Raw genomic sequence first — 24,595 nt, 5'->3', positions numbered from 1 at the left:
CTATGCTCGTATCTGGAGCGCGCTCCAGGTCAAGAGCGGTTGTGTACGGGCGGCGCAGTCGTCGTAACTCACCCCGCATGCAGCATCAGCCCGATGCCCACCACCAGCAGCGCCGCCGCGGCAATCCTCGGCGTCCCGAACCGCTCCTTGAAGAACACCGCGCCGATGGCCGCGCCGACGATGATCGATGTCATTGTCGGCGAGGCGAACCGACGTGACCTGTCGGACCCCGACGACCGGTTCATCCTCCGCATCGATGTGGCCCACGCCTGCCGTTCCTCCGATGACACGTCGCGCCGCCTCAAGGAGGCTCTCAAGGACAAGGCCCGCGAGGGCAACCCGCACGTGGGTAACCGTCCGTACGGCTACACCCGCGACGGCCGCGCGATCGTCGAGGAGGAGGCAGAGATCGTCCGTGAGGTGTACCGCCGCTACTTGGATGGCGAGTCGCCGAACCACATAGCGCAGGATCTTGCCGCGCGCAGCATCCCCATTCAGGGTCCGGGGAACCGGTGGCCGCCCTGCTGCGGCCCGGCAACGCGGGTTCCGTGCGACACGGGGTCGCACAGTTTGAGTGATCACGTCGATCGGAGGATTGACTGATGTCGAGGGTGTAGATCCGGGCCAGTGTCCATGGCCCGTCCCCGCTTCGACGTGCGTCACTGGCAACGGTGGGGTGCGGAGCTCGAAGAAGGCGCCCAAGGGTTCCCGATCCGTCCGGGAACTACAGGCAAGGGGAAGACCGGACGGGTGAACGCGAGTGAACCCCCGATGACGCCTCGTCACGTTTGGGCTTCGCCAGACGGAAGTCTTCAGCGGAGTGCAGGGACTGGCCGCTGAGAAGCGGCGGGTGCTAGTCGGACAGCGAACCGCCGACCGGGAGGACACCACCGTCCCCGGGGTATGGGGGGGGCGCCCACCCCGGTCGCATCTCAACTGTGTGGAACGTGGAAACCCCGACGGGGTCCGCTCAGGTGACTGGGCGGTGAGCCGCCCGCGAGGAAGGCCCAGCCCCCGGGTGGGAACAGGATGACCCAAGAAGCGAATGCCGGCAGCTGAAAGGCAGCGGGAAGACGGGGCAACATGGTCGGCCCTCCGCCGATCGCCCCGCATAACCGGCCGGATACGGGCATGTGCCCGAGCCCGAAAGGGTGCCGACGTGGGTCAGGTGAGTCTGTGGCCAGCAATTCTGCCTGCCCGCGAGCCCGCGGGACTTGCTTGAGCCGTGTGCCTGGAAAGCGGGCAAGCACGGTTCTGAGGGGGCCCCGGCACAGTAATGCGCCGGGGCTACCCGACAACACCGCCGCCGACCACATCGCCACCACCCAACTCGCCCTGGCTCAACTGCCCAAGACCTACCGCTGCGGGCGCCGGACACTGATCCGCACCGACTCCTGCGGCGGCACGTATGAGTTCGTCAACTGGCTGTCCGCCAGGGCCGGTGGCTCTCGTACTCGGTCGGAATGACCATCACCGACGCCATCCATCACGCGGTGCCAAAGATCCCGAAGCAGGCACCAGGCCGAGCGGTGTGTCAGCCTCGGGTGGACCCGGTCCCACGCCTGGGCTTCGGCCTTGCCGTAGTTGCCAACAAGTCACTTCAGGAGAGCCGCACCCCAATGCCACTCCAGTCCCGAGCTGGATTCCGGAGACCTGGACATTGGGTGCCGACTCTCCACGCCATCGACCAGGCTACGAAGTCCGGTGGGCGGCTCAATACGTTCAAGGGATCAATCGGAGCATTCAGGGATATTTGACCCTAGGGTGGGGGGTTATGATCGGCCACCAGCGAGTGCGGGACGACGAAGGGAGCGCGGTCCGACTCCTCGCGCTGTCGGATGGCGTGTTCGCCATCGCGATGACGCTGCTCGCGCTGGACATCACGCTGCCCTCCGGGCTGGACCCCGCCCGTTTCGAGCAAGCGCTGGGGGATGTGATGCCCAACGTGTGGGCGTATGCCCTCAGCTTTCTGGTCATCGCAGCGTTCTGGCGGGGCCACCACCAGATCTTCCGGTACGCGGGGACGGTGGATGGGACGGTCACCAAGCTCGGGCTGCTGAGCCTGGGGCTAATCGCCATGATGCCCTTTCCCACCACTTTGCTGGCCGAGTACGGGGACCTGTCACGGTCGGTCGCCGTGTACTCCGGCGCCGTCGCGGCCATGGGGGCCACACAACTCGCGCTGATGGTCGCCATGTGGAAGCGCCCTTGGCTGGGTAGTGCGGCATTGCCCGATCCTGTCGCGCGCAACGATGTGGCCGATCTGGCGTCGACGGTGCTGGTCTTCGCCGTCGCCGTGCCGCTCGCCTTCATCTCTCCGACGGGCGCGAAGCTGTGGTGGGCGATGCTGATCCCGGTCAAGTTCGTGACGGGCAGGCGGGGCAAGCGCCTGCGCGCGGCCGCCCAGCAGCTCGGCGCCTAGCCAGGAATCGTTTTGTGTAGGGCCGAGGAGCCGCGCAAGTCGTGCAGCGCTCTTCGGCCCTATTCGTGTGGGAAACGTGGCCGCTTGGCGCTCGACGGCCCGAACCCACTGTTCGTTGCGGCGTCTCGTCACCGGGGCGCCTCCCGCTCTTCGCGGGTGATCTCGCGGTTCGTGGCGATGTCTTCGGCGATTCCGGCAGCGACGAGAGCGGCGCCGGGGGTGTGGCCGGAGTCGACGTAGCGCCAGTGCCGATCAGTGATCGCGCCAGGGACATCGTCGACATGGCCCACGTGACGGGCGCGTTCGGCGCGCAACGCTGAAGTTCTGCCGCATGGTGCGTGCCCAAAGCCACCTACTGAACGGCGATTTGGAAGCCGCCGTCACGACAGCCAGTCTGGCCGTGGACGGCGGCGACAGCCTCCAGTCTCGTTGCTCACGCTCGTCTTCGACACGCTCGCACCTAACCAGCAGCATGATCGGCCGGACAAGTCCTTGATGTCACGATCCGGTACTCGAACGCTCCCCAGGAACAACCGCCCAGCAGGGGAAAGCCCTTAACAAGGGATTAGGTCTTGACTATTCCTCCACACTTACACCAGGCCGCCCAACCACCGAACATCCCGCCGTTGTCGGCCGGGCCGTGCAGGCCGGCGTACGTCGGTCGGCCCGCTGACGGCAGGCCTATGGGCGGTGGCCCCGCCCCAGGGTGTCCTCCAGCCAGTCGAAGACGAGCTCGCAGTGCTGCTGTGGCGCCATCGGCGAGCAGTGCAGCTGGGCACCGGTGGCCGCCGTCAGCAGCTGGAAATCCTTGGGGGCACGCAGCAGTTCGTAGAACGCGCGCGGCTGGCCGGGGTAGAACTGCTCGTCGTCGTAGTCCAGCACGAGCGTGGGGCACTTGATACGGCCCACGACTTCGGTGATGTCGAGCGCCATGATCCGTTGGGCCGGTGTCCAGAAGTCGGTGAAGATCCGGCCCTGACGGGCGGCCAGCATCGCGGGAATCGAGAACGGCTCGACCCGCTTCTCGATCGTCGCCGCTTCCTCCGGGCTCAGCTCGGGGACGACCTCTTCGTTCCAGATGCGGTTGGTCTCCGCCTTGTCGGGGCTCACGATGCTCCGGAGCTCCGGCGGAAAACCCAGCCACGGCGAGAGCACGCCCGGCATCGCGGCCAGCGCTGCGATCCTGCGTTCGAAGGCCGCTGCGCGCGGCGCGAGGTCGCCGCCCATCGACAGCCCGGTCAGGGCGATGCGCCGCTCGTCGACGTCCCTGCGGCGCTCCAGCCAGTCCACCAGGGGAGAGACGACCCGCTCCCAGCGAGGGGTGAAGACGACCTGGTCGACGAAGAGCAGCTGGCCCTGGCCCGGTCCGTCGTATACGAGCGCGTTCCAACCGCGGGCGAGCGCTGCGGAGACCCCGTACGTCCACATGTCGACGTTCTGGCCGTCGCTGCCGTTGGTGAGGATGACGGTCGGCCTGGCCCTGCCGGAGGTATCGGGGCGGAAGAACCAGACAGGGATCGACGTCCCGCCCTCGTACGGGACCTGATCGGTGATCGCCGCCGGTGTGCACAGCCGGGCGAACGTGTCCCAGGAGCGACGCCCGGCGAGGTAGAGCTCTTCCTCGTCGCCGGGGGTGTCCGAGCCGAGCACGAAGAACAGCGCCTGGTCGTAGTACTGGGCCGCCCGCAGCGAGCGGGAGCGCCGGGTCTGCGGATGCCGGGTCGCGGTGGCCGTCAGCCGGTCCCCCCAGCGCCGGAACTCCGCGGTGAAGGTCTGCTGGTCCGCCCCCGCGGCGTTGATCGCGTTGACCGCGGTCAGGACCTCGCCGACCTCGCTCGAGCCGAACCCGGCGCCGCCCAGGGCCAGCAGCGCGGCGAAGTTGAACGCGGGGTCCGTGAACAGCTGCATGGCTCCGGGCGTCGGCGACGCGGCCGCGGTCGTGGACGACGGGCTGGACGTGGCTGACCCACGGGCTCCGGCGGGTACCAGCGCAGAGGCCGTCGGCGCCGAGGCCACAAGGGCCGCTCCGGCTCCGGCCGCCAGGCCTGCGAGCGCCCCCCGTCGGGTAGGCCTCGGCGCTCTCTCTGAGGATGCGTTCGTCATGCCCGGACACGCTAGGAGCCTGCGTCGCCCGGGCCGCAGCGCCACTCCCACCGGTCCTCCGAACGGCCCGCGCCCCAACGCCAGGACGAGCGGCAGGCTGCCGCGGCGACGGACGGGTGGGGCTACAGCCGCGCTGACTGCGCTGTAGACGGTTCCCTGCGAGGCCTGCCCCGTCCGGTCGATCAGGCCGGATCAGCGAGCGGGGTCTGGCGTGGTGCATCGCAGGCCGGAGGATGGGGGCCCCGCCGAAGGCAGGGGGAGAGCCCACGCGGAGCGTAGGCGACTGACGCAACGCAGCGTGGGGGCACCTCCCGTGCTCGAAGGGCTACGGGGGAGCGCCGTGCCAGGGCACACGAGCCCGGCAAGATCGAGTGGTGACCAACCCCGACGTGCGCCAGACACGACCTCGACCGTACCGAGGCCTCAGAACGCAGTTGAGATCCGCTGCTGCACCAGTTCTGGTCAAGTAGCTTGATCGGTATGGATCAGGGGCGGGTAGTTGAAGCGTTTCGGCTCGAGGCCGGGCAACTCGCGCGGGCGATGACCGGGGTCCCGGCGGACGAGTGGCGTCTGCCGACGCGGTGTGCACCGTGGACGGTGAGCGGCTTGCTGGCTCATGTCCGGGTGGTGATTGCCTGGCTGCCGGGCATGCTGGCCGGACCGGCGCCGCCCCATGCCGAGGTCTCGGCAGTTGAGTACTACCGGCCCGACGACCGTTTCGCTCCGGACACCAACGCGGCTCGGATCGCTCTGGCCCAAGACCATGCGGCCGAACAGCTCAGCGGCGCCTCGCTCGCCGACGACTTCAACGCCACTTGGCGACAGGTGGACCGACTGTGCCGGGCCGAGCCCGAAGGGCGTGTGGTGCGCACCCGGCACGGCGATCCGATGCTCCTGTCGGAGTTCCTGCTGACGCGGGTGGTTGAGGTCGCCGTACATGGCCTGGACCTGGCCGACGCCCTGGGGCGTGAGCCGTGGCTGACTTCCCAGGCCGCAGATCTGGTGCAAGACCTTCTGCTCGGCCCGGATGGGGCAGCGGCACTGGAGAAGCTGGGATGGGGTCAGCTTCGCTTCCTGCGCAAGGCGACGGGGCGTGAGCCGATCACCAGAGAGGAAGCATTGGACGTCAGTCGCCTGGGCATCCGATGGCTCACGCTGGGTTGAGAACGTCGTCAACTGACGCCAACGGAACGGCAGATCTCAACACGCTCTCATGGCGCGCGACGAGACCGGAGCGTACGGGAGTGCTCATACAGCCCCCTGACCGGCGAAGTTATTACGGCATGAACAGAGCTTGACTGACGATTCGCGAAGGGCCGCGACAGGAGCGAGCTCCGCCTTCGTCTGCGCCCACAGGACGAGGCCGTACGCCGCGACGGACAGGGCGGCTCCCAGCAGCCCCACACCCGCGAACGGCCGTAGTACGCCCAGCAGTTGACCACGCCAGCGATACAGCGCGTACGCCGGGACCGCCACGCCCTCCACCGCCATCAGCCAGGCGATGTAGCCGAGGGAGGAGCCGGAGGCCCGTACGCCCAGTCCGTCGACGACCGTGTACGCCGCGATGGTCAGCCCGGTCGCGAGCGCCGCGCCGATCGCCGCCCAGTTGGGCCGGTGTCCGCGCAGCCCCCACAGGGCGACCCCGGTCAGGCCCGCGCACGACACCGCGATGCCGGCCGTCGCCCAGCCGTCGGGGACCTCATGGGCGAAGACTGCCGCCAGCATGGTCACGACCAGCGGCGCGGTGCCGCGTGCGATGGGGTATGCCTGGCCGAAGTCCCCCAGCCGGAAGGACCGCATCAGCAGGACGTAGTACGCGACGTGGATGACGGCCGAGGCGATCAGATACGGCCACGCCCCGGCCGCCGGGAACGGCACGAACGGCACCATGGCCAGGCCGATCAGCGTCCCGCCACCGGCGATCAGCGTGAACCCGACCAGCTTGTCGGTGATCTGGTGCGCGATCGCGTTCCAGCTGGCGTGGGTGACGGCGGCGAGGAGGACGGCCGCCGCGACGAGTGGGGTCACTCGGACTGCTCGCGTACGTCCACCAGTGCGGCGCCCGCGTGCGTGATGAGGGTCTTCGGGTCCATCGGGAAGACGGTGTACGGGGTGCCCGCCGCGGCCCACACGACGTCGTGGTCGAGCAGTGAACGGTCCGCCAGGACACGGGTCTTGGTGCGGTGCCCGAAGGGCGGTACGCCGCCGATCGCGTACCCCGTCGTCTCCCGCACGAGGTCCGCCTTGGCCCGCGTGACCTTCTCGGCGCCCAGCTCCCGCTGCACGAGCTCAAGGTCCACACGGGACGCCCCGTCCATGAGAACGAGGACCGGGACTCCGTCCGCTGCGAAGATCAGCGACTTGCAGATCTGGCTCAACTCGCACCCGATCGCCGCGGCGGCCTCGGCGGCGGTACGGGTCGCGTCCGGGAAGCGGCGGATCTGCGGGGGCAGGTCATCCAGGCCCAGCTCACGCAGGGCCTCGGCGAAACGGGGGTGTGCGGCGTTCTGTTCTTCGGCGGAGGTCATGCACGGCACGCTAGCCGGTCCCCTCCGGGGGTCACATCTCGATTATGTGCGCCACGAAGCCTGTCCAAGTGGCGGGTTCTATGGTGAGGCAGGGGCCCTGGGTGTTCTTGGAGTCCCGGACGTGGATGGTGGCGGGGGTGGTGGCGACTTCGACGCAGTCGCCGGGTTCGCTGCTGTCGCTGTAGCTGCTCTTGAACCAGTCCAGCGCCACCTCGACACAGTCATTGCCATTGCTGCTGTCGCTGTAGCTGCTCTTGAACCAGTGCAGTTCCCGGGTGCTCATAGTTCTCCCAGCGCTTGCTCGATGAAGACCAGAGACTCCCCTGGCGTGAGCGCCTGAGCTCGGATGATGCCATACCGCAGGTCAAGGACCCGGAGCTGCCTGGGATCGGAGATCGGACGACCCCCAAAGTCGCCGTCCGTACGTCCTACCCCCGAGCCGTCCTTGAACTTCAGCACCTGGATGCGCCCGCCCGTTCCGGGGTGATTCGCACGGTCGGTCGGCATCACTTGTAGTTCCACGTACGGCAATTTGGCTACCTCCAGCATGTGCTCGAGCTGTCGGCGCAGCACCATTGTGTCTCCGATCGGGCGGCGAAGCGTCACTTCCTCCTGCACAAAGCTGAGTTCGGGTGCGGGAGACCGCTCGAAGACCGACTTCCGAGCCATCCGCGCAGCCAACATCCGCTCCAACTCGTCCGGTGAATAGGCCGGACGCCACGTCCCGAGCAACGCCCGCGCGTACTCCTCCGTCTGCAACAGCCCATGGATGTTGTGGTTGCTGTACAGCAGCAGCTCGACCGCCCGATCCTCCAGCTGTGCCAGCTCCCGTACCTTCTTCGGATAGCGCGCCCTCTCCACGTGCGGCCTCATCGCCGAGATGGCCCCGCCCGCGCGCAACACCTCGTCGGCCTTCACCAGGAACTCGGCCCGGGGGATGCGCGCCCCGCGCTCCACCTTCCGGATCAGGTCCTCGCCGTACCCCATGGCCTCTCCGAAATCGACCACCCGCATCCCGGCGGCCTCCCGATGGAACTTGATCAGATGACCGATGGCCTCGACCACCGGCGCGATCTCATCCCCGGGCTCGACATCCCAACCCGCCTCATCCATACGCTCGTTCACGCCCACCCACCTCCAACGCGCACCCGTACCCGTACGGCACGGAGACAGCCGGGACAGCCCGAGACAAACGCCGGACAGTCACCGCACGCACACGCGCCGCGACTCCTCACCGTACGCAGGCTCCGCCACGCTGAGTGACACGAATCAAGAAACCGCCCCCCACCCGCCCAACTCGACTCCCCATCCACAACTTCAGCGCGCTTCTGGCCTCCACACCCTGCGGCGCCCGCCTGGGCCGACCGCTCGCCACCGAGCAACTGCGAAGCAGGAGGCTGCCGTTGGAGGCGACGAGCCACATCGTGGCCAAGCTGGTGGCCCCTGATGTGAAGTCAGGGCGGGGACTACTCCTGGTGGACACACTCGCCGACCACTGGGCGTCGCGTCGGAGCCACCGCCGCGGAAGATGATCTGGGCCGAACTGGCCGTAGGCGGGACACGTCACCCACAAGGGTGATCATCGTCCAATCTGCTGGATTTCAGAATAGTCATTCGTCATATGCTCACAGCCGTCCGCCACGAAAGGACTGCTGTCACCACCATGGTCAGCTCCCTGCACGAAGCGATGCACCAAGGCCTGGACAAGGCCGAGGCCGTCAAGATCTGGAGGCAACTCTTGGCCGTCGAAACCTCATTCCTCACGTCGTCGGCGTCGCAGGAAATCCGCGACGAGGGCCGCGCCGAGGGAGAGAACGCGAGGCTCGCCAACTACCTCCGCCACCACCTCGATCGTCGAAGCAATCCCTTCTCCGATGCCGACCGTGACCGCATCACCACCTGCAACGACCCTGGCCAACAGCAGTGACAGCGGACCGTCCGAGCGGCGAAGTATCCGAGGATCTGGCCGGGATCGTCCTCGCGGCTCTGGGCGTCATGGGCACCCCCGCCTCCGACATCATCTCCATCTCCGAGGTGATCGACGAAGACCCCGCCCCCGTCGACACGCTGGCCCGGGAAGTCTTCAGCGAGCGAGTGCGCAAGGAGCTTGCCAGGGGCTACGGCGAGGCGTACGTCAACACTCACGCGCAGGAGTATCTCAAGGGATACCTCCAGGGCAGAGCTGCTGACGTCCTGTTCCTTCTCGAAGCCCGCGACATCCCCGTCTCCGATGCCGACCGGGACCGCATCACCACTTGCAACGACCTCAAGATCCTCACCCTCTGGTTCACCCGCGCCATCACCGCCACCTCGATCGCCGAAGTGCTCGAGGACGACCTGGCCGACACCGAGCACTGACCAGACCGTGCCTTCCGCGCCCCGACCCCTGTCACGACTGCCGCTCCGGTCAGAAAGGGGCCGCCTAGCATGGACGTGACGATCCTTGCCCCTGGGCACAGACCACGAGGAGCGAGCGCCATGACCATCGCCTCTGACGACACGCGGCCCGACGCTCACCACCGTTACCAGGCGATGCGCGAGTTCCTGGAGTCGATGGACGACACGCTTCCCGGCAAGTTCGAGATCACCAAGGAAGGGATCGTCCACGACATGATGGCGCCCATCGGCCCTCATGAGATGACCACTCTGCACATCCGGAAGCGCCTCGAGAAGGTCATGCCGGAAGAGCTGGTCGCTCATACGGGAACGCCTGACGTGGAAGCCGAATCCGAAGGCATCATGCGCCACCCCGACGTCATGGTGATCTCCATGGAGGACATGGACGTCCCGGGTTCCTTCGATCCGCGCACGCTCATCGCCGCCATCGAAGTCGTCTCGCGCTCCAACCCGGACAACGACTGGGTCAGCAAGGTGCGCGACTATCCTCTGCTCGGCATCCCCATCTACGTGATCTTCGACCCCCGCACCGGAGAGGGCGCTGTCCTTTCCAACATCCACTCGACCCCGAGCGGCCCGCGCTACGCCACCCGCAAGGACTTCGTGTACGGCGAAGACGTCACCATCGCCGACTGGACGATCTCCACGGAGAACCTGCCGCGCTACTCAAGGAAGTAGCGCGGCAGATCGGTTCAAGCGGCCACACCGAGCACTGACAGCCCACGGCTCACAACGCAAGCGACAGGGCGCCCCACCAATTCCGTGGGGCGCCCTGTCCGTTCAGGCGAGGCTTTCAGAACCGCAGCCTCAGACCCGTGCCAACTCCCGGTCCTCGTCCGGGTCCTTCGGGCCGTCGGCGTCGCCGACGTCGTGGGTGCGGAGCGCCTCGCCCTCGACGTCGACGTTCGGGAGGGCGCGGTCCAGCCACTTCGGGAGCCACCAGGCCTTCTTGCCGAGCAGGGCGAGCACCGCCGGGACGATGGCCATGCGGACCACGAACGCGTCGAAGAAGACGGCGATCGCGAGGCCGAAGCCGATCATCTTGATCATCGACTCGCTGGAGCTGATGAAGCCGCCGAAGACGGCCATCATGATCACCGCGGCGGCGGCCACGACCCGGGCGCTGTGCCGGAAGCCGGTCACGATGGACTGGCTCGGCGACTCGCCGTGGACGTACGCCTCCCGCATCCGGGTCACGAGGAACACCTCGTAGTCCATCGCGAGACCGAAGACCACGCCCACCATGAAGATCGGCATCATCGACATGATCGGGCCGGTCTCCTCGACACCGATCAGGCCGGAGAGCCAGCCCCACTGGAAGACCGCGACCACGGCACCGAGCGCGGCGAGCACGCTGAGCAGGAAGCCGAGGGCCGCCTTCAGCGGGACCAGGATGGAGCGGAAGATCACGATCAGGAGCAGGAAGGCGAGGCCGACCACCAGGGCCAGGTACGGGACCAGCGCGTCGGTGAGCTTCTGCGAGAAGTCGATGTTCATCGCGGTGGTGCCGGTGACCAGGACCCTCGCGTTCGTGTCGGCCTTGACGTCGGTGCCCTGGTCACGAATGGCGTGCACCAGGTCCTCGGTCTGTACCGAGGACGGCTTGGAGTCCGGGATCACGGTGATCGTCGCCGTGTCGCCGGCTTTGTTGAACGCCGCCGGGGTCACCGTCACGACGTCCTTGAGGCCCTTGATCCCGTCGGTGACCGTGGTGGCCGCCGCCTTGGGGTCGTCGCTCTCCTTGGCGTCGACCACGATCATCAGGGGGCCGTTGAAGCCGGGGCCGAAGCCCTCCGACAGCAGGTCGTACGCCCGGCGCTGTGTGGTGGACGTCGGCTGCGAGCCGTCGTCGGGCAGGCCAAGTTCCAGTTGGGTGGCCGGGACGGCGATGGCACCCAGACCGACCACGCCGAGCAGCAGTACGGCGACCGGACGGCGGATGACGAAGCTCGCCCAACGGGTGCCCATGCCGGGCTTGGACTGGGTCTTGGACGGCTCGGACTTCTCAGGCTTCGCGGACTGCACGGCCTTGTCGCCGCCGCGCGCCTTGCGCTTCTCGCCCGTCGGCCGGACCTTCCTGCCCGCGTACCCGAGCAGCGCCGGGATCATGGTCAGCGCGATGAGGACGGCCACCACGACCGTACCCGCCGCCGCGAGGCCCATCTTGGTCAGCATCGGGACGCCGACGACCGAGAGGCCCGCCAGGGCGATCACGACCGTGAGACCCGCGAAGACCACCGCCGAGCCGGCGGTTCCGGTGGCCCGGCCTGCCGCCTCCTCACGGTCACGGCCGTCGGCCAGCTCGCCCCGGTAGCGCGAGACGATGAACAGCGCGTAGTCGATGCCGACCGCGAGGCCGATCATCAACGCGAGCGTGGAGGTGGTGTCGCCGAGGTCGAGCGCGTTGGCGAGGGCGGTGATGGTGGCGACGCCGATGCCGACGCCGATGATCGCGGTCAGCAGCGGCAGTCCGGCCGCGACCAGCGAGCCCAGAGTGAGGACGAGGACAACGGCGGCGATGGCGAGACCGATGACCTCGCCGATCGCCCCCGGCTCGGCCGCGGCCTGGAGGGCGTCGCCTCCGACGTCGACGGTCAGCCCGGTGGACTGCGCCTCGTCAGCGGCTGCCTCGAGGGCGTCCCTGGTCGAGTCCTTCAGCTCCATGCCGGGGGCGTCGTACGTCACCGACGTGTAGGCGACCGTTCCGTCCTTGCTCACGGCGTTCGTCGTGAACGGGTCGGTGACGGAGACGACTTCGGCGCCGCCGCCCAGTTCCTCGACGGTCTTCTCGACGGTCGCCTTGTTGTCGGCGTCCGTCATCTTCTGGCCCTCGGGCGCCTTGAAGACGATGCGCCCGGTACCACCGTCGGCGCTGGCGCCGGGGAAACGCTGCTCCAGCAGGTCGAAGGCCTTCTGCGCCTCGGTGCCGGGGATCGAGAAGGAAGTCGATCCCGCCGCCGGTGCACTGGCGGCGCCGACACCCGCGAGCGTCAGCAGCGCCACCCATATCAGGGCGACGAAATGCCGTCGCCGGAAGGCGAGTCGGCCGAGTTTGTAGAGGAACGTAGCCACGAGGGAGTACTCCCGGTCAGGTCGTGGGGTGGAACAGGGCAGGGGTGATCAGCCCGACGACGTGAGCGGTCGCGTCAGGTACGGCTGGGGTTTTGAAAAAGGGGGAGGTTCAGGCGCCGAGAGCGGGGAGGACCACGGCGTCGACGTACGAAAGGAGGAACTCCTGGGTCGGTGGCAGCCCGTCGATCAGGTTCCGGGCGGCGAAGGCGCCGAGGAGCATGTGCAGCACGTAGTCCATCGCGGGGTTGTCCGCACGGATCTCACCCCGCTCGACGGCACGCTGCAACACCTTGCGAATCTCGGCCACCTCAGGTTCGATGAGCCACTCCCGAAACGCCTGGAGGAGCTCCGGGTTGTTGTGGATCGCCATGACCAGGCTCCGCATCAGCGCGGTGTCCTGCTCCATGGAACAGTCGTCCTCACGCAACGCCATGGCGTGGAAGTCGCCCCGCAGGGACCCCGTGTCGATCCCGGCCGGGTCGATCCGCTTGTGATGCCGGAGCGCCTTGGCCACCAACTCGGGCTTGCCGCCCCACTGGCGGTAGAGCGTCGCCTTGCTGGACCGGGTGCGGGCAGCCACGGCGTCCATGGTCAGGGCGTCGTAGCCGACTTCCCGGAGCAGGTCGAGCACGGCCCCGTACAACTCGGCCTCACGCTCGGGCGTGATCCGACTCCGACGCACCGTTGCGGCTTCAGCCATCCCACTCACCCTCTCCTGCTCCACACGCTCGGAGCGCCAGGCTACAGACACGCGTCTGCGAACCCACGCCGCCGAACGAAACGGTTTCGTACGCCTATGAAGATACCTTGAGATTCTGCGAAACGAAACCGTTTCGTACGTGTCCTGAATCACGCCCCCACCGGTCAACCCTCGCCACAAGTTGCCGGGCCCTCTCCCCAGGCAAAGCATGGGTAGGTGAGCGACAAGCACGAGAACCCGACCACGCGGGAGCGGGCGCCGGCACCCGAGAACGCGCCCGGTTACCTGCGCTTCCCGCACCTCAGCGGCGACCGGCTCTGCTTCGTGGCCGAGGACGACCTCTGGGTGGCTCCCCTCGCCAGCCCCGGCCGGGCCTGGCGGCTCACGGTCGACCGTACGAAGGTCGGCCCCCCGCGCTTCTCCCCCGACGGCCGGCACATCGCGTACACGACGTGGCGCAGCCTCGATCCGGAGATCCACCTCGCCCCGGTGGACGGCGGGCCCGCGAGGCGGCTCACCTACTGGGGCAGCCCCGACACCCGCGTCTGCGGCTGGAACCCCGACGGCGACATCCTCGCCGTCGCCTCGCACGGCGAGCCCTTCGCCCACTTCACCTGGGCCTACAAGCTCCCGGTCGACGGCGACCCCGGCGGCAAGCTCCCCTGGGGCCCGGTCTCCCACATCGCGGTCGCCGACGTCGCAGGCGAGCACAAGACGCTGCTGCTCACCGGCACACCCCCGCACGAGCCCGCCGCCTGGAAGCGCTACCGCGGCGGCGCCACCGGACGCCTCTGGCTGCACGGCCGGCGCATCCTCGACGACCTCGACGGGCACCTGGACGCGCCCATGTTCGTCGGCGACCGCATCGCCTTCCTCTCCGACCACGAGGGCGTCGGCAACCTCTACTCCTGCCTGCACGACGGCTCCGACCTGCGCCGCCACACCGACCACGACGCCTTCTACGCCCGCCACGCCTCCAGCGACGGCACCCGCGTCGTCTACCAGTGCGCGGGCGAGCTGTGGATCGTCGACGAGCTGTCCGCCGGCTCGGTGCCCCGCCGACTCGACGTACGCCTGGGCGGGCCGCGTGCGGGGCGCCGTCCGTACCAGGTTCCGGCCGGTCTGCACGTCGACGGGATCTCCGTGGACGAGACGGGCCGGGCCAGCGCCGTCGTCGTACGCGGCAGCCTGTACTGGCTCACCCACCGCGACGGCCCGGCGCGCACCATCGCGGACACTCCGGGCGTACGCGTACGGCTGCCGGAGATGCTCGGCTCGAGCGGGCGGCTCGCATACGTGACGGACGCGGAGGGCGAGGACGCCGTCGAGATCGCGTACCTGCCGCGCGCGACCGGCACCCGCGCACCGCGCCGGATCGCCTCCGGCCGCCTTGGCCGCGTACTGGAACTCGTCTCGGATCCGCAGGGGGAACGGCTCGCGATCGCCTCCAACGACGGGCGGCTGCTGCTCATCGACGCGACGGAGGAGCCGGAAGGCGGCGAGGTCACCGAGCTGATCCAGTCCATCAACGGGCCCGTGCGCGACCTCGCCTTCTCCCCCGACGGCGCCTGGCTGGCCTGGTCGCACCCGGGCATCGGCCGGTCCCTGCGGCAGATCAAGATCGCGCGGATCGAGGGTCCGATAACCGAAGGTCCGAGAGCCGAGGGTCCGGGATCCGTAGGTCCGGTGGCGCACACGATCGTCGACGTCACCAACGGCCGCTTCGAGGACGAGAACCCGGTGTTCACGCGGGACGGCCGCTTCCTGGCGTTCCTGTCCTGGCGCGGCTTCGACCCGGTGTACGACGTGCACACCGGCGATCTGTCCTTCCCGCTGGGCTGCCGCCCGTACCTCGTCCCCCTGTCGTCCGCGACACCCTCCCCCTTCGCGCTGACCCCCGAGGGGCGCCCGGCCGCGGGCGGCCTGGACGTGGTGGAGGAGGACACCGGCGACGGCGCCGCGGTGACCGTCGAGATCGAGGGCCTGGCGATGCGGGTCACACCCTTCCCGGTGCCCGCCTCCAAGTACTCGGCGCTGTACCCGGTCGCGGGCGGCGGTCTGGTCTGGCTGCGCTGGCCGATCTCCGGCGCGCTCGGCGAGACCTTCGTCAACCCGGACGACACCTCCGGGCGGCCCACGCTGGAGTACTTCAACATCAGCAAGGCGAAGAAGTCCGAACTCGTCGACCATCTCGACTGGTTCGCGCTCAGCGGCGACGGCTCGCGGCTCGTCGTCGTCGACGAGGGCGACCTGCGGGCCGTCCCCTCCACCGAGTCCGGCGACCTGGACACCACCGTGTGGATCGACTCGCGGCGAATCCTGCACCACGTCGATCCGGCCGCCGAGTGGCGGCAGGCGTACGAGGAGGCGGGCCGCCTCATCCGCGCGTACTTCTGGGAGCCGAAGATGTGCGGCATCGACTGGGACGCGGTCCTCGACCAGTACCGGCCGCTGGTCGAACGGGTCGCCTCCCCCGACGAGTTCGCGGATCTGCTGCGCGAGGTCCTGGGCGAGCTGGGCACGTCGCATGCGTACGTCATTCCCGCGCGCCGTAACGAAGGGCCGCCGCACTTCCAGCGCGCACAGGGCCTGCTGGGCGCCAACTTCGTCCACAAGGACGGCAGTTGGGCGATCCGGCGGATCCTGCCCGGCGAGTCGTCCGACTCCAGGGCGCGTTCACCGCTGGCCGGTACGGGGATCCGCGAGGGCGCGGTGCTCACCCATGTCGACGGGCGGCCGGTCGATCCGGTCGCCGGGCCGTATCCGCTGCTCGCGGGGGCGGGTGGTACGACGGTGGAGCTGACGTTCGCGGTGCCGGACGGGGTTACGGGCGCGGACGGGGTTACGGGCGCGATGACCGACCCGGCGGCGGACGCGGCAGGCGGCGAGGCCCATGCGCGCCGGGTCGCGGTCGTGCCGCTGATCGACGAGCGGCCCCTGCGCTACCAGGACTGGGTGGCCAAACGCCGGGAAGTCGTACGGGAGTTGAGCCACGGCAAGAGCGGGTATCTGCACATCCCGGACATGGGCGGCTCGGGCTGGGCCCAGTTCAACCGCGATCTGCGCATGGAGATGTCCCGGCCCACCCTGATCGTCGACGTGCGCGGCAACGCCGGTGGGCACATCAGCGAGCTGGTCGTCGAGAAGCTCACCCGTACGATCCTGGGCTGGGACCTGACGCGTAACGCCCAGCCGGTGTCGTACACCTCCAACGCCCCGCGCGGCCCGGTCGTCGCCCTCGCCGACGAATCGACGTCCTCGGACGGCGACATGATCACGGCGGCCTTCAAACTGCTCAAGCTCGGCCCGGTGGTCGGCCAGCGCACCTGGGGCGGCGTGGTCGGCATGACCGGGCGGCACCGTCTCGGTGACGGCACGGTCATCACGGTTCCCATGAACGCCGCCTGGTTCGACGCGTACGGCTGGTCCGTCGAGAACCACGGCGTCAGCCCGGACCTGCCCGTGCTGCGCACCCCGCTGGACTGGGCGGAGGGCCGCCACGCGCAGTTGGCCGACGCGGTCCACCTGGCCCTGAAACTGCTGCCGGACCATCCGGCGGCAACTCCCCCGGACTACCACCATGTTCCGGACCGGACCCGCCCGAAACTGCCTCCCCGGAGCACCGCGTAGTCCAAGGCGCAATGACCGCCCTCCTAGGACAACGCGTAAGGGGTGCCCTCCCGTTGAGGGCACCCCTTACCGATCAGACCGGCTCAGCGCGATCAAGCGTGATTGAGCGTGATCGAGCACGGTCAGATGTCGTAGTCCTGGTCGAGACGGTCCTGCTCCTCCTGCTGGGCCCGGCGCGTCGGGTCCTGCCCCTGGCGGCCGCGCTGCTGCTCCTGACGGCGGCGCTGGGCGTCCTCGTGCTGGGCCCGCTCGCGTTCCTCCGGGGTCATCCGGCTACGACGCTCGCGCTCCTCCGGCGTCAGCCGGCCGCGCTCGCTCTCGTCCCGGCCCTCGCTCGTCTTTTTCTTCGCGCTCCGCTGAAGCTGCTCGGCCTTGTCCTGGAACTCGTCCTTCATGCCCATGAGATTCACTCCCTGGTGGGTGTGGGGATGGGGCCTGAACCAGATTTACATGGCCCGACAAAGCGCGCATTTCGGTCAGTTACGTTCGGTTACGCACCGCGCCGCGCGCCTCTTCATCAGCCGCCCCACCTGCGCCGACAAGCCCCGTACGGACCCGCCCAAGGCGCGGCTCGAACCGCTGCATCTCCCGCCGCCCCACCGTCGCGACGATCCCCGGCAGATACCCGCGTACACCCTGCACACCGCGCAGCCACCACTGCCCGTACACATGACTCGACCGCCGCTCGATCCCGGCCACGATCCGGTCGACGGCGGGCCCCAGCGGATACGTCCTGCCGGCCGGCCACGGCAGCCGCTGCCTCAACTCCCGCATCACGTCGTCCTGATCGGCCCCGCGCACCATGTCGGTGTCGGTCCACGACAGATAACCGACCCCGACGCGTACGCCCTTGTGGCCGACCTCGGTGCGCAGGCTGTGCGCGTACGCCTCCACGCCCGCCTTGGACGCGCAGTACGCCGTCATCATCGGCGCGGGCGTGAGCGCGGCGAGCGAGGCGATCTGCAGCAGATAGCCGCGGCTCGCGAGCAGGGCGGGCAGGAAGGCGCGGGCGGTCACCGCCGAGCCGATGAGGTTGACCTCGATGACGCGGCGCCAGGCCTCGGGGTCGGAGCCCGTGAAGGTCCCGCCGTTCGCGACGCCCGCGTTGGCGACGACGATGTCGATCTTCCCGAACCGCTCCTCGACCTCGGCCGCGACCCGGACCATCGCCTCGTGGTCGGTGACGTCGGCATACCAGTGGCCGCCCTCGGTGTGCAGCCGCCCGGCGACCCGCTTCAGCTCCTCCGGCTCCAGACCGACCAGCGCGACCTTCGCGCCGCGCGCGGAGAGCTTGCGGGCGAGGAGTTCGCCGACGCCGCGCGCCGCTCCCGTGACGACGGCGACCTGCCCTTCCAGGCTTGTCCCGCTCCTCATGCGCCTTCCTTCAACCCGGCCCCCACATAGGCGGACGCGAGTTCCCGGATCCGCCCGCTGACCAGCTCGGGCGCCTCGATGGGCGTCATGTGCCCGATCCCGGGCAGCTCGGTGAGACCGGCACAGTCGGGCAGCGCGGCGGCCAGTTCGCGTGCGTGGACCGCGGGGGTCATCCGGTCGGCCGTGCCCACGATCACGGCCGTCGGCATGGTCAACTCCCGTACAGCATGGTCGAGTTCGAGTGCGTCCAGTACGTGCGACCAGGCGTACCGCACCTGGCGCGGACACGCGTGCACGATGCGCGCACACGCCTCGACCATCTCTGGGGCCGAACCGGGACCCATCGTCGCGTACTTGAGGATCCGCCGGGCGATCGGCGTGACCGGCCCCATCGGCGCCCGCGCCCCCAGGATGCGCCGGGTGAGCCAGAGCCGCAGCCGCCCGGCCCGCAGCGGCACCACCAGCGACTCGGCGACCAGCCGCGAACTGCCCGTACTGCACAGCAGCACGGCCGCCGCGTGCTCCCTCAACCGCTCCCGTCCGGAGGCGGCGATCACCGTCATCCCGCCCATGGAGTGCCCCACCACCACAGCCTTCTCGCCCGACTCGAGGGTGGCCGCGAGCACGGCCTCCAGGTCGTCGGCGAGCGCGTCCGCGGTGCAGGTGGTGTGCGCGGGACTGCGGCCGTGCCCGCGCTGGTCGTACGCGATGACCTTGTGGTCGGCGGCGAGATCCCGGATCTGCGCCGCCCAGTAGGCGGTCGAGCAGGTCCAGCCGTGCGCGAGCACGACCGCTGGGGCGTCGGGGTCGTCGACGGGTCCGTGCACCTCCACGTGCAGCCGCGCGCCGTCGGCGGAGACCGCGGTCAACTCCCTTACGGGCGCGGGCGGGGAGTAGGGACCACTCTTCACATGCGTCAGTCGGCTCACGCGCCGGCCTCCACCTTCTGCTCGCCTTGGATGTCGTCGGTACGTTGCCGGGGTTCCCGGAGGACTTCGTACTCCGCGAGGTCGACGCGTCGTGTCGCGCTGCGGAACTCCGTCGTCGTACCGGGCCAGATGGTCGTGTTGCGGCCGTTCGCGTCGAGGTACCAGCTGGTGCAGCCGCCCGTGCTCCACACCGTGCGCCGCATGCGCTGCTGAACCCTGTCGTTCCAGCTGCTGACGGCGCTCGGGCGGGCGTCGAGGGCGGCCCGTCCGCCGAGGACGTCCAACTGCCGCAGGTAGTCGGCCATGTAGTTCAGCTGGGACTCGATCATCAGGATCATGGAGGAGTTACCGAGGCCCGTGTTCGGGCCGATGATCGACATCCAGTTGGGGAACCCGGCGGCACTCGCACCACGCAGCGACTTCATGCCGGTCGCCCACGCCTCGGCGAGGGTGCGGCCGTCCGCGCCCACGACGCGCTCGGCGATCGGCAGGTCGGTGACGTGGAAACCCGTACCGAAGACGATCGCGTCGGTCTCGGTGCGGCTGCCGTCGGCGGCGATGACGGTGCTGCCCCGGATCTGAGTGAGCCCGGAGGCGACGACGTCCACATTGGGCCTGGCGAGCGCCGGGTAGTAGTCGCTGGAGAGCAGGATGCGTTTGCAGCCGATGCGGTAGTCCGGGGTCAACTTGGCCCGCAGCGCCGAGTCCTTGATGGCGCGGGCCATGTTCAGCCGTGCGAACCGCTCGACCAGGCCCAGCTCGCCCGGATGCTTGGTGAACGCCTGGACCTGCAACTCCCGGATGCCCCACAGGAGTCCGCGCCGGGCCTGCGCGGTGAAGGGCAACTGCCGGTGCAGCAGGCGCTCGACACCGCTGATCGCCCGGTCGACGCGTGGCAGCACCCACGGCGGGGTGCGCTGGAAGAGGGTGAGCTGGGAAACCCGGGGCTGGATCGCGGGCACGATCTGGGCTGCGGAGGCGCCCGTACCGACGAATGCGACCCGCTTGCCGCGCAGGTCGTAGTCGTGGTCCCAGCGAGCCGAGTGGAAGACCGCGCCGGGGAAGGTGTCGAGCCCGGGGACGTCCGGGATCCGGGGCTCGGAGAGCGGCCCGGTGGCGGAGACGACGACATCGGCGGTGAGATTGCCACTGCTGGTCTCGATCTCCCAGCGCAGCCGCTCGCCGTCCCAAGTCATCCTCTTCACTTCGGAGTTGAAGCGGAGGTGGGGGCGGAGCCGGAAGACATCCGTCACATGCTCAAGGTACGCGCGGATGTGCTCCTGCCCCGAGAAGGTGCGCGGCCAGTCGGGATTGGGGGCGAAGGAGAACGAGTAGAGGTGGGACGGTACGTCACAGGCGCAGCCCGGATAGTCGTTGTCCCGCCAGGTGCCGCCGACGCTGCCGGCCCGTTCGAGCACGACGAAGTCGGTGATCCCTTCCCGCCGTAGCCGCACGGCGGCTCCGAGCCCGCCGAACCCGGACCCGACCACCGCCACGCGCACATGTCGTACGTCCGCGTCCGCACCCTCGTGCCCGGTCATCCCGATGCCTCCCTGCCTGGCCCAGCCGTGCCGTGCCTTGCCGCCTCAGTGCGACCATGCCAGTGAACACTGGCGCAATGGGGAGAGTAGGGGAATGGCGCATTCCTGGATAGAGGGCGGACCCCAAGAAGTTACCGGCGGTACAACATAGGCTGCTCGCGTGGCTGAGGCATCGGGAGAGCAGGAATCGGGGCAGCGGGAGCCCGGCGAACGGGGGGCGGGAAAGCGCGAGTACCGCATGGAGGAGCTGGCCGAGGAGGCCGGCATCACGGTGCGCACCCTGCGCTTCTACCGCGAGCGCAAGCTGCTTCCACCGCCCCGCCGCGAGGGCCGTATCGCCTGGTACGACGACGACCACCTGGCCCGCCTGCGCACGATCTCGGCCCTCCTGGAACGCGGCCACACCCTCAGCGGCATCGCCGAGCTGGCCGAGGCCTTCGACCACGGCCGCGACGTGGGCGAACTGCTCGGCCTGGGCGCGCCCACCGAGGAGGTCCCGGTCCGCCTCTCCCCCGAGGAACTGGCCGACGCCTTCGGCGACCAGGCCACCTCCGAGAACCTCGCCGCCGCCCTCGACCTCGGCTACCTCGCCACGGACGGCACCGACCTCGTCCACATCAGCCGCCGCCTGCTGGACGTCTCGGCGGCCCTGGTACGCGAGGGCATCCCCCTCGCGGAGGTCCTACGGACCGGCCGCCGCGTACGCGAACACGCGGACGCCCTGGCCGAGTTGTTCACCGACCTCGCCATCGCCCGCGGCGCTTCCCCGGAGGACCTCGAACGCTTGCGCCCGCTCGCGAAGAGCGTGGTGGAGGCGGAGTTGTCGATGGCGCTGGACCGGCGGGTGCGCGACGCCGGGAAGCGAGCTTAGAGGTTGTAGAGGACGGTCACGGGCGCGTGGTCCGACCACCGTTCCGCATGCGTGGCCGCCCGCTCCACGTACCCCTTCACAGCCTTGGCCGCGAGCCCCGGCGTCGAGACATGGAGATCAATGCGCCAACCGGTATCCCGGTCAAAAGCCTGCCCACGGTAGGACCACCACGTGTACGGCCCTTCGACGTCCGGATGCAGAGCCCGTACGACGTCGACGTATCCGCCCTCCGCCTCGCCGAAGACCGCCGTGAGCCACTCGCGCTCCTCGGGCAGGAACCCCGAGTTCTTCCTGTTGCCGCGCCAGTTCTTGAGGTCGGCCTCCTGGTGGGCGATGTTCCAGTCACCGCAGACGACGACCTCGCGACCGCCGGCGGCGGCCCGCTCCCTGAGCGCCTTCAGGTAGGCGAGGAACTCCCCCATGAACCGGACCTTTTCGTCCTGCCGCGCGGTCCCGACCTCACCGGACGGCAGATAGAGGGAGGCGACCGTGACCCCGGGCAGATCGACCTCCACGTACCGCCCACTGCCGTCGAACTCGGCGGACCCGAAGCCGACTTGGATACGGTCGGGCTCACGCCGCGTATAGACGGACACCCCCGCACGCCCCTTGGCGGCGGCGGGCGCGTGCACGACATGCCACCCGTCGGGCTGCCGAATCGCCTCGGGCAGCTGTGGAGGCTCGGCACGCACTTCCTGCAGACACAGCACGTCGGCGGAGGTGCCAGCGAGCCACTCCACAAAACCCTTCTTGGCAGCGGCCCGAAGCCCGTTCACATTCACAGAGGTCACAGTCAGCACAGCACTCTCCTACGCAACAGGGAACGTAGGTTACTGGGCGAGCGCCGTGTGCGGTTTGCAGCCCCCTCCGCGGCCGGGGCCCTTAGGTCCGCCTCCCACACTGGATGAACTTCGAACTTCACGCCGTCGCTCGTACGGACAAGCGCAACGCGGCGGATGAGTCGGCACAGCCTGGCGTTTCGCTCCCGCTGGTCGAGGGTGGGGTCCTTGGCGAAGCCGTTGAAGCCTTCGACGCTGTTGCGGAGCCGGAAGTAAACGTGCTGCCAGTCCGCGCTGCCATAGGGAAGGGCCTGGTGGTGCTGGGCTCCGGCTTCGGGCGGGATGGTGATCGACTGCTGGGCGCAGATTTCGGCCGGTCCGACTGGGCTCGGCTGGAGGTCGGCCCGGTGAACTGGGCGACGAGGTCGCGGGCCAGGGTGTCGAGAACCCAGGCCAGTTCGTGGCGGCTGATCAGATCGACGGGTAGCGCCTCGACGCCGTGTGTCGCTCCGAGCAGTGCGCCGGCCACACAGGCGACCGAGTCGCCGTCCGGCGCTCCGGCGGCGAAGCGTAGCGCGGCGTGCACCTGAACTGGCTCGGGGAAGGAGGCGGCGACATACAGGCCACCGAGCAGTGCCGAGGGCGCGGTGGCGTCCGGTGCGAGTTCGGCGAGGCGTCCCGCGTCCGCAGGCTGGTCTTCGGCCTGCTGTAGCGCCCTGATGAGCCGCTTTTGCTCGGCGTTGGTCAGGTCGGGATCGGCCCGGGAAAGAGCCTGTATGCCGTCCGTCAGGGCTTGCTGCACCTGCGACCACTTACCGAACAGAGAATCCCGCATCTCCGGGGTGCTGGTCAGGCAGTGGTCGACCAGCACGGCCGCATGGGCTGCCGCGGACTGCGAGGCTGGGTCGCCGTGGGTGAGGGCGGCGATCTCCCGGGCCAACTGGACTGACTGCGCCGAGCCGTGTGCGGCGCCGACAACAGCGACAGGAAGGGTACGGGTGAGCGCGTGGCAGCCGCGGCTTGTCGTCGGCACCCCCATGTTTCCGTGCTCGGTCTTGGACAGGGCCGTCACGGTCGCCGGTGCTGAACCGCGCCGCTCGGCCAGCACGGGCACCTGGGCGAGCCAGCCGTCCGGCCACACCTCGTCGCCGTGGGCCCAGCGCTGCCGCATCCGCTCGACCTCGATCCCCTGCAGGGCCGCCCACCGGCAGTAGGCGTGCCACACCACCGACGGCGGATGGCAGATGCCCTTGTGTTCGCCGCGCACCCACGCGCGGATCGTGCCCTCGGCGGTGAAGCAGGCCAACTGGGTGCTGACCCCGGCCCGCAGCGGGCCGTCCGCCGGCAGCTTGCCCTTCGCCGCTCCCAACGTGTCGCCCAGGGCGAGGCCGAGCATCATTCCGCGTACCCGGGACGCCGCCCCTTTCTCCTTCAGGGCCTCCCTTTGCCGCTCCGGCTCCTCGTCACGGCCCAGGCCCAGCTCCTCCTGCCTCTGCTCGGCAGGCGCCCGGTCCCGTTCCCCCGACGCGGTGCGGCGGGCCGGTGCCGGCCCGGCCGTCGTCTGATCAGTCGCCGCAACGCCTGGACCGGCCGGCTGCCCGTCTCCGGCGCGCCCGGCGGTCAGCTCGTACACCGCGTCGTGCATCTCGGGGTGCGCCTCGAGATGCCAGCCGCTGGTCAACACCCGGCGCAGGTCGTTCAGCGCAGTCTTGGAGTCGGTGCCCTTGGCCAGGTGGCTGTAGAGGGCGGCGACGGCCGGGGTGCGGCTCTGCCCGGCAAGGCAGTGGAGCAGGACCCGCTTGCCTTCCTGACGCAACCGCAGCACCTGGCGGGCGGCCTGGTCCAGAACGTAGTGGAGGTTGGCGTTCGCCCCCTGGCTGTCCACCAGCCACACGCGGACGTGCTCGACGTCGGTGCCGGGCAGAATCGGGTCCGTGCCGGTACGGCACAGCGAGACCACGGCCTCGACGGGGACCGGCTCGGCGTCCTGGGCCAGCGCCAGGTTGCCCAGCACCACCCCGGCATCGTGCGGGTGGGGTATGGCGAAGCTGCGGTGGCCGCCGACGGACATGCGGGGCGCCGAGGGCCAGCCCTGGGCGTCGTCGCTCCCACCTCGGGCTGTGCGCACCGCCAGCCGAACCAGGTCGGCTCCGGTGAGGCCGGGCCAGCCATGCACGACCTGCTGCCACGCCAGCGGGATGCCGGAGCAGCCCCAGCGCGCGCCGAGCAGGGCGCCCGCGATCGCCGCG

At 69.4% G+C, this 24,595-nt stretch carries 22 protein-coding genes and 2 pseudogenes; 9 read left to right on the top strand and 15 right to left on the bottom strand.

The window, feature by feature from the left end; all coding sequences use genetic code 11:
• Positions 1–68: 68 nt before the first annotated feature.
• A pseudogene (locus OP79_RS57135) lies at positions 69–191 on the bottom strand (EamA family transporter); the annotation flags it as partial.
• On the opposite strand from OP79_RS57135, the gene OP79_RS51060 reads away from it, so the two are divergent.
• The 3 genes and pseudogenes from OP79_RS51060 (at position 166) to OP79_RS24970 (ending at position 2,422) form a co-directional block, all read left to right on the top strand.
• Positions 166–603: a recombinase family protein gene (locus tag OP79_RS51060; protein WP_063741989.1), complete on the top strand. Its 438-nt coding sequence runs from the start codon at positions 166–168 to the stop codon at positions 601–603. The pseudogene OP79_RS57135 and the gene OP79_RS51060 overlap by 26 nt on opposite strands.
• Positions 604–1,230: 627 nt before the next feature.
• Positions 1,231–1,532 (top strand): annotated as a pseudogene (locus OP79_RS58585) (IS1380 family transposase); the annotation flags it as partial.
• A 242-nt stretch (positions 1,533–1,774) separates the two neighbouring features.
• Positions 1,775–2,422: a TMEM175 family protein gene (locus OP79_RS24970; protein ID WP_051744898.1), complete on the top strand. Its 648-nt coding sequence runs from the start codon at positions 1,775–1,777 to the stop codon at positions 2,420–2,422.
• A 128-nt stretch (positions 2,423–2,550) separates the two neighbouring features.
• Here the strand turns inward: OP79_RS24970 and OP79_RS24965 are convergent, their stop codons facing one another.
• Positions 2,551–2,736 (bottom strand): hypothetical protein, encoded by a 186-nt coding sequence (locus OP79_RS24965; RefSeq protein ID WP_033323051.1) that lies wholly within the window; start codon positions 2,734–2,736, stop codon positions 2,551–2,553.
• Between the two features lie 367 nt (positions 2,737–3,103).
• Entirely contained in the window at positions 3,104–4,330 is a 1,227-nt protein-coding gene (locus OP79_RS24960; protein WP_245685443.1) for an alpha/beta hydrolase family protein, read from the bottom strand.
• A gap of 675 nt (positions 4,331–5,005) precedes the next feature.
• Here OP79_RS24960 and OP79_RS24955 point away from each other — a divergent pair.
• Positions 5,006–5,689 carry a maleylpyruvate isomerase family mycothiol-dependent enzyme gene (locus OP79_RS24955; protein WP_033323049.1) on the top strand — a complete coding sequence of 228 codons (684 nt, stop codon included), beginning with the start codon at positions 5,006–5,008 and terminating at the stop codon, positions 5,687–5,689.
• 84 nt (positions 5,690–5,773) lie between these two features.
• On the opposite strand, the gene OP79_RS24950 is transcribed toward OP79_RS24955, so the two are convergent.
• Genes OP79_RS24950 through OP79_RS24935 form a run of 4 tightly spaced genes read right to left on the bottom strand, consistent with a single transcriptional unit; the run spans position 5,774 to position 8,166 of the window.
• Entirely contained in the window at positions 5,774–6,553 is a 780-nt protein-coding gene (locus tag OP79_RS24950) for a DMT family transporter (protein WP_033323047.1), read from the bottom strand.
• Positions 6,550–7,053, bottom strand: coding sequence for a YbaK/EbsC family protein (locus OP79_RS24945; RefSeq protein WP_033323046.1), 504 nt, complete (start codon positions 7,051–7,053; stop codon positions 6,550–6,552). Before OP79_RS24945 ends, OP79_RS24950 begins: the two co-directional genes overlap by 4 nt.
• A 31-nt stretch (positions 7,054–7,084) precedes the next feature.
• Positions 7,085–7,336 carry a DUF397 domain-containing protein gene (locus tag OP79_RS24940; RefSeq protein ID WP_033323044.1) on the bottom strand — a complete coding sequence of 84 codons (252 nt, stop codon included), beginning with the start codon at positions 7,334–7,336 and terminating at the stop codon, positions 7,085–7,087.
• Positions 7,333–8,166, bottom strand: coding sequence for a helix-turn-helix domain-containing protein (locus OP79_RS24935; RefSeq protein WP_051744897.1), 834 nt, complete (start codon positions 8,164–8,166; stop codon positions 7,333–7,335). The genes OP79_RS24940 and OP79_RS24935 overlap by 4 nt, the downstream gene beginning before the upstream one ends.
• Before the next feature lie 550 nt (positions 8,167–8,716).
• On the opposite strand from OP79_RS24935, the gene OP79_RS24930 reads away from it, so the two are divergent.
• From OP79_RS24930 to OP79_RS24920, 3 genes are all read left to right on the top strand, one after another.
• The gene (locus tag OP79_RS24930; RefSeq protein WP_033323040.1) at positions 8,717–8,980 is read left to right on the top strand and encodes a hypothetical protein; all 264 of its coding nucleotides are present in this window, start codon (positions 8,717–8,719) and stop codon (positions 8,978–8,980) included.
• Entirely contained in the window at positions 8,977–9,411 is a 435-nt protein-coding gene (locus OP79_RS56455) for a hypothetical protein (RefSeq protein WP_051744896.1), read from the top strand. The genes OP79_RS24930 and OP79_RS56455 overlap by 4 nt, the downstream gene beginning before the upstream one ends.
• Positions 9,412–9,531: 120 nt before the next feature.
• Entirely contained in the window at positions 9,532–10,128 is a 597-nt protein-coding gene (locus OP79_RS24920) for a Uma2 family endonuclease (protein ID WP_033323038.1), read from the top strand.
• A gap of 129 nt (positions 10,129–10,257) precedes the next feature.
• Here OP79_RS24920 and OP79_RS24915 read toward each other — a convergent pair whose 3' ends face one another.
• Together OP79_RS24915 and OP79_RS24910 are read right to left on the bottom strand one after the other, a co-directional pair.
• Positions 10,258–12,522, bottom strand: a complete 2,265-nt coding sequence (locus tag OP79_RS24915) for an MMPL family transporter (protein WP_033323036.1) — start codon at positions 12,520–12,522, stop codon at positions 10,258–10,260.
• Between the two features lie 109 nt (positions 12,523–12,631).
• On the bottom strand, positions 12,632–13,222 hold the full coding sequence (locus OP79_RS24910) for a TetR/AcrR family transcriptional regulator (protein ID WP_033323035.1): 591 nt from the start codon (positions 13,220–13,222) through the stop codon (positions 12,632–12,634).
• A 285-nt stretch (positions 13,223–13,507) separates the two neighbouring features.
• Here OP79_RS24910 and OP79_RS24905 point away from each other — a divergent pair, with 285 nt between their 5' ends.
• Complete coding sequence (locus OP79_RS24905) at positions 13,508–16,852, top strand: S41 family peptidase (protein WP_033323271.1); 3,345 nt, start codon at positions 13,508–13,510, stop codon at positions 16,850–16,852.
• A 122-nt stretch (positions 16,853–16,974) separates the two neighbouring features.
• Here the strand turns inward: OP79_RS24905 and OP79_RS24900 are convergent, their stop codons facing one another.
• From OP79_RS24900 to OP79_RS24885, 4 genes are all read right to left on the bottom strand, one after another.
• On the bottom strand, positions 16,975–17,253 hold the full coding sequence (locus OP79_RS24900; RefSeq protein WP_033323034.1) for a hypothetical protein: 279 nt from the start codon (positions 17,251–17,253) through the stop codon (positions 16,975–16,977).
• Positions 17,254–17,332: 79 nt separating this feature from the next.
• The gene (locus tag OP79_RS24895) at positions 17,333–18,226 is read right to left on the bottom strand and encodes an SDR family oxidoreductase (RefSeq protein WP_033323033.1); all 894 of its coding nucleotides are present in this window, start codon (positions 18,224–18,226) and stop codon (positions 17,333–17,335) included.
• Positions 18,223–19,155: an alpha/beta fold hydrolase gene (locus OP79_RS24890; RefSeq protein ID WP_033323031.1), complete on the bottom strand. Its 933-nt coding sequence runs from the start codon at positions 19,153–19,155 to the stop codon at positions 18,223–18,225. The genes OP79_RS24895 and OP79_RS24890 overlap by 4 nt, the downstream gene beginning before the upstream one ends.
• On the bottom strand, positions 19,152–20,696 hold the full coding sequence (locus tag OP79_RS24885; protein ID WP_033323030.1) for a flavin-containing monooxygenase: 1,545 nt from the start codon (positions 20,694–20,696) through the stop codon (positions 19,152–19,154). Before OP79_RS24885 ends, OP79_RS24890 begins: the two co-directional genes overlap by 4 nt.
• A gap of 238 nt (positions 20,697–20,934) precedes the next feature.
• On the opposite strand from OP79_RS24885, the gene OP79_RS24880 reads away from it, so the two are divergent.
• The gene (locus OP79_RS24880) at positions 20,935–21,567 is read left to right on the top strand and encodes a MerR family transcriptional regulator (RefSeq protein ID WP_033323027.1); all 633 of its coding nucleotides are present in this window, start codon (positions 20,935–20,937) and stop codon (positions 21,565–21,567) included.
• On the opposite strand, the gene OP79_RS24875 is transcribed toward OP79_RS24880, so the two are convergent.
• The gene (locus OP79_RS24875; RefSeq protein WP_078492007.1) at positions 21,564–22,358 is read right to left on the bottom strand and encodes an exodeoxyribonuclease III; all 795 of its coding nucleotides are present in this window, start codon (positions 22,356–22,358) and stop codon (positions 21,564–21,566) included. The genes OP79_RS24880 and OP79_RS24875 overlap by 4 nt on opposite strands.
• 127 nt (positions 22,359–22,485) lie before the next feature.
• On the bottom strand, positions 22,486–24,595 hold a 2,110-nt coding region (locus tag OP79_RS24870; protein ID WP_245685442.1), incomplete at its 5' end, for an ADP-ribosylglycohydrolase family protein.

It is taken from the genome of Streptomyces yerevanensis, assembly GCF_000716805.1.
Lineage (GTDB): Bacteria > Actinomycetota > Actinomycetes > Streptomycetales > Streptomycetaceae > Streptomyces > Streptomyces flaveus.
This window is presented reverse-complemented; position numbering and strand designations above follow the sequence as displayed.

Bases quoted from the DNA above. Each gene is read 5' to 3' on its own strand.
- OP79_RS51060 (WP_063741989.1), top strand. From the start codon at position 166: ATGGCCGCGCCGACGATGATCGATGTCATTGTCGGCGAGGCGAACCGA.
- OP79_RS24970 (WP_051744898.1), top strand. From the start codon at position 1,775: ATGATCGGCCACCAGCGAGTGCGGGACGACGAAGGGAGCGCGGTCCGA.
- OP79_RS24960 (WP_245685443.1), bottom strand. From the start codon at position 4,330: ATGCAGCTGTTCACGGACCCCGCGTTCAACTTCGCCGCGCTGCTGGCC.
- OP79_RS24955 (WP_033323049.1), top strand. From the start codon at position 5,006: ATGGATCAGGGGCGGGTAGTTGAAGCGTTTCGGCTCGAGGCCGGGCAA.
- OP79_RS24945 (WP_033323046.1), bottom strand. From the start codon at position 7,053: ATGACCTCCGCCGAAGAACAGAACGCCGCACACCCCCGTTTCGCCGAG.
- OP79_RS24940 (WP_033323044.1), bottom strand. From the start codon at position 7,336: ATGAGCACCCGGGAACTGCACTGGTTCAAGAGCAGCTACAGCGACAGC.
- OP79_RS24935 (WP_051744897.1), bottom strand. From the start codon at position 8,166: ATGGATGAGGCGGGTTGGGATGTCGAGCCCGGGGATGAGATCGCGCCG.
- OP79_RS24930 (WP_033323040.1), top strand. From the start codon at position 8,717: ATGGTCAGCTCCCTGCACGAAGCGATGCACCAAGGCCTGGACAAGGCC.
- OP79_RS24920 (WP_033323038.1), top strand. From the start codon at position 9,532: ATGACCATCGCCTCTGACGACACGCGGCCCGACGCTCACCACCGTTAC.
- OP79_RS24910 (WP_033323035.1), bottom strand. From the start codon at position 13,222: ATGGCTGAAGCCGCAACGGTGCGTCGGAGTCGGATCACGCCCGAGCGT.
- OP79_RS24900 (WP_033323034.1), bottom strand. From the start codon at position 17,253: ATGGGCATGAAGGACGAGTTCCAGGACAAGGCCGAGCAGCTTCAGCGG.
- OP79_RS24895 (WP_033323033.1), bottom strand. From the start codon at position 18,226: ATGAGGAGCGGGACAAGCCTGGAAGGGCAGGTCGCCGTCGTCACGGGA.
- OP79_RS24885 (WP_033323030.1), bottom strand. From the start codon at position 20,696: ATGACCGGGCACGAGGGTGCGGACGCGGACGTACGACATGTGCGCGTG.
- OP79_RS24880 (WP_033323027.1), top strand. From the start codon at position 20,935: ATGGAGGAGCTGGCCGAGGAGGCCGGCATCACGGTGCGCACCCTGCGC.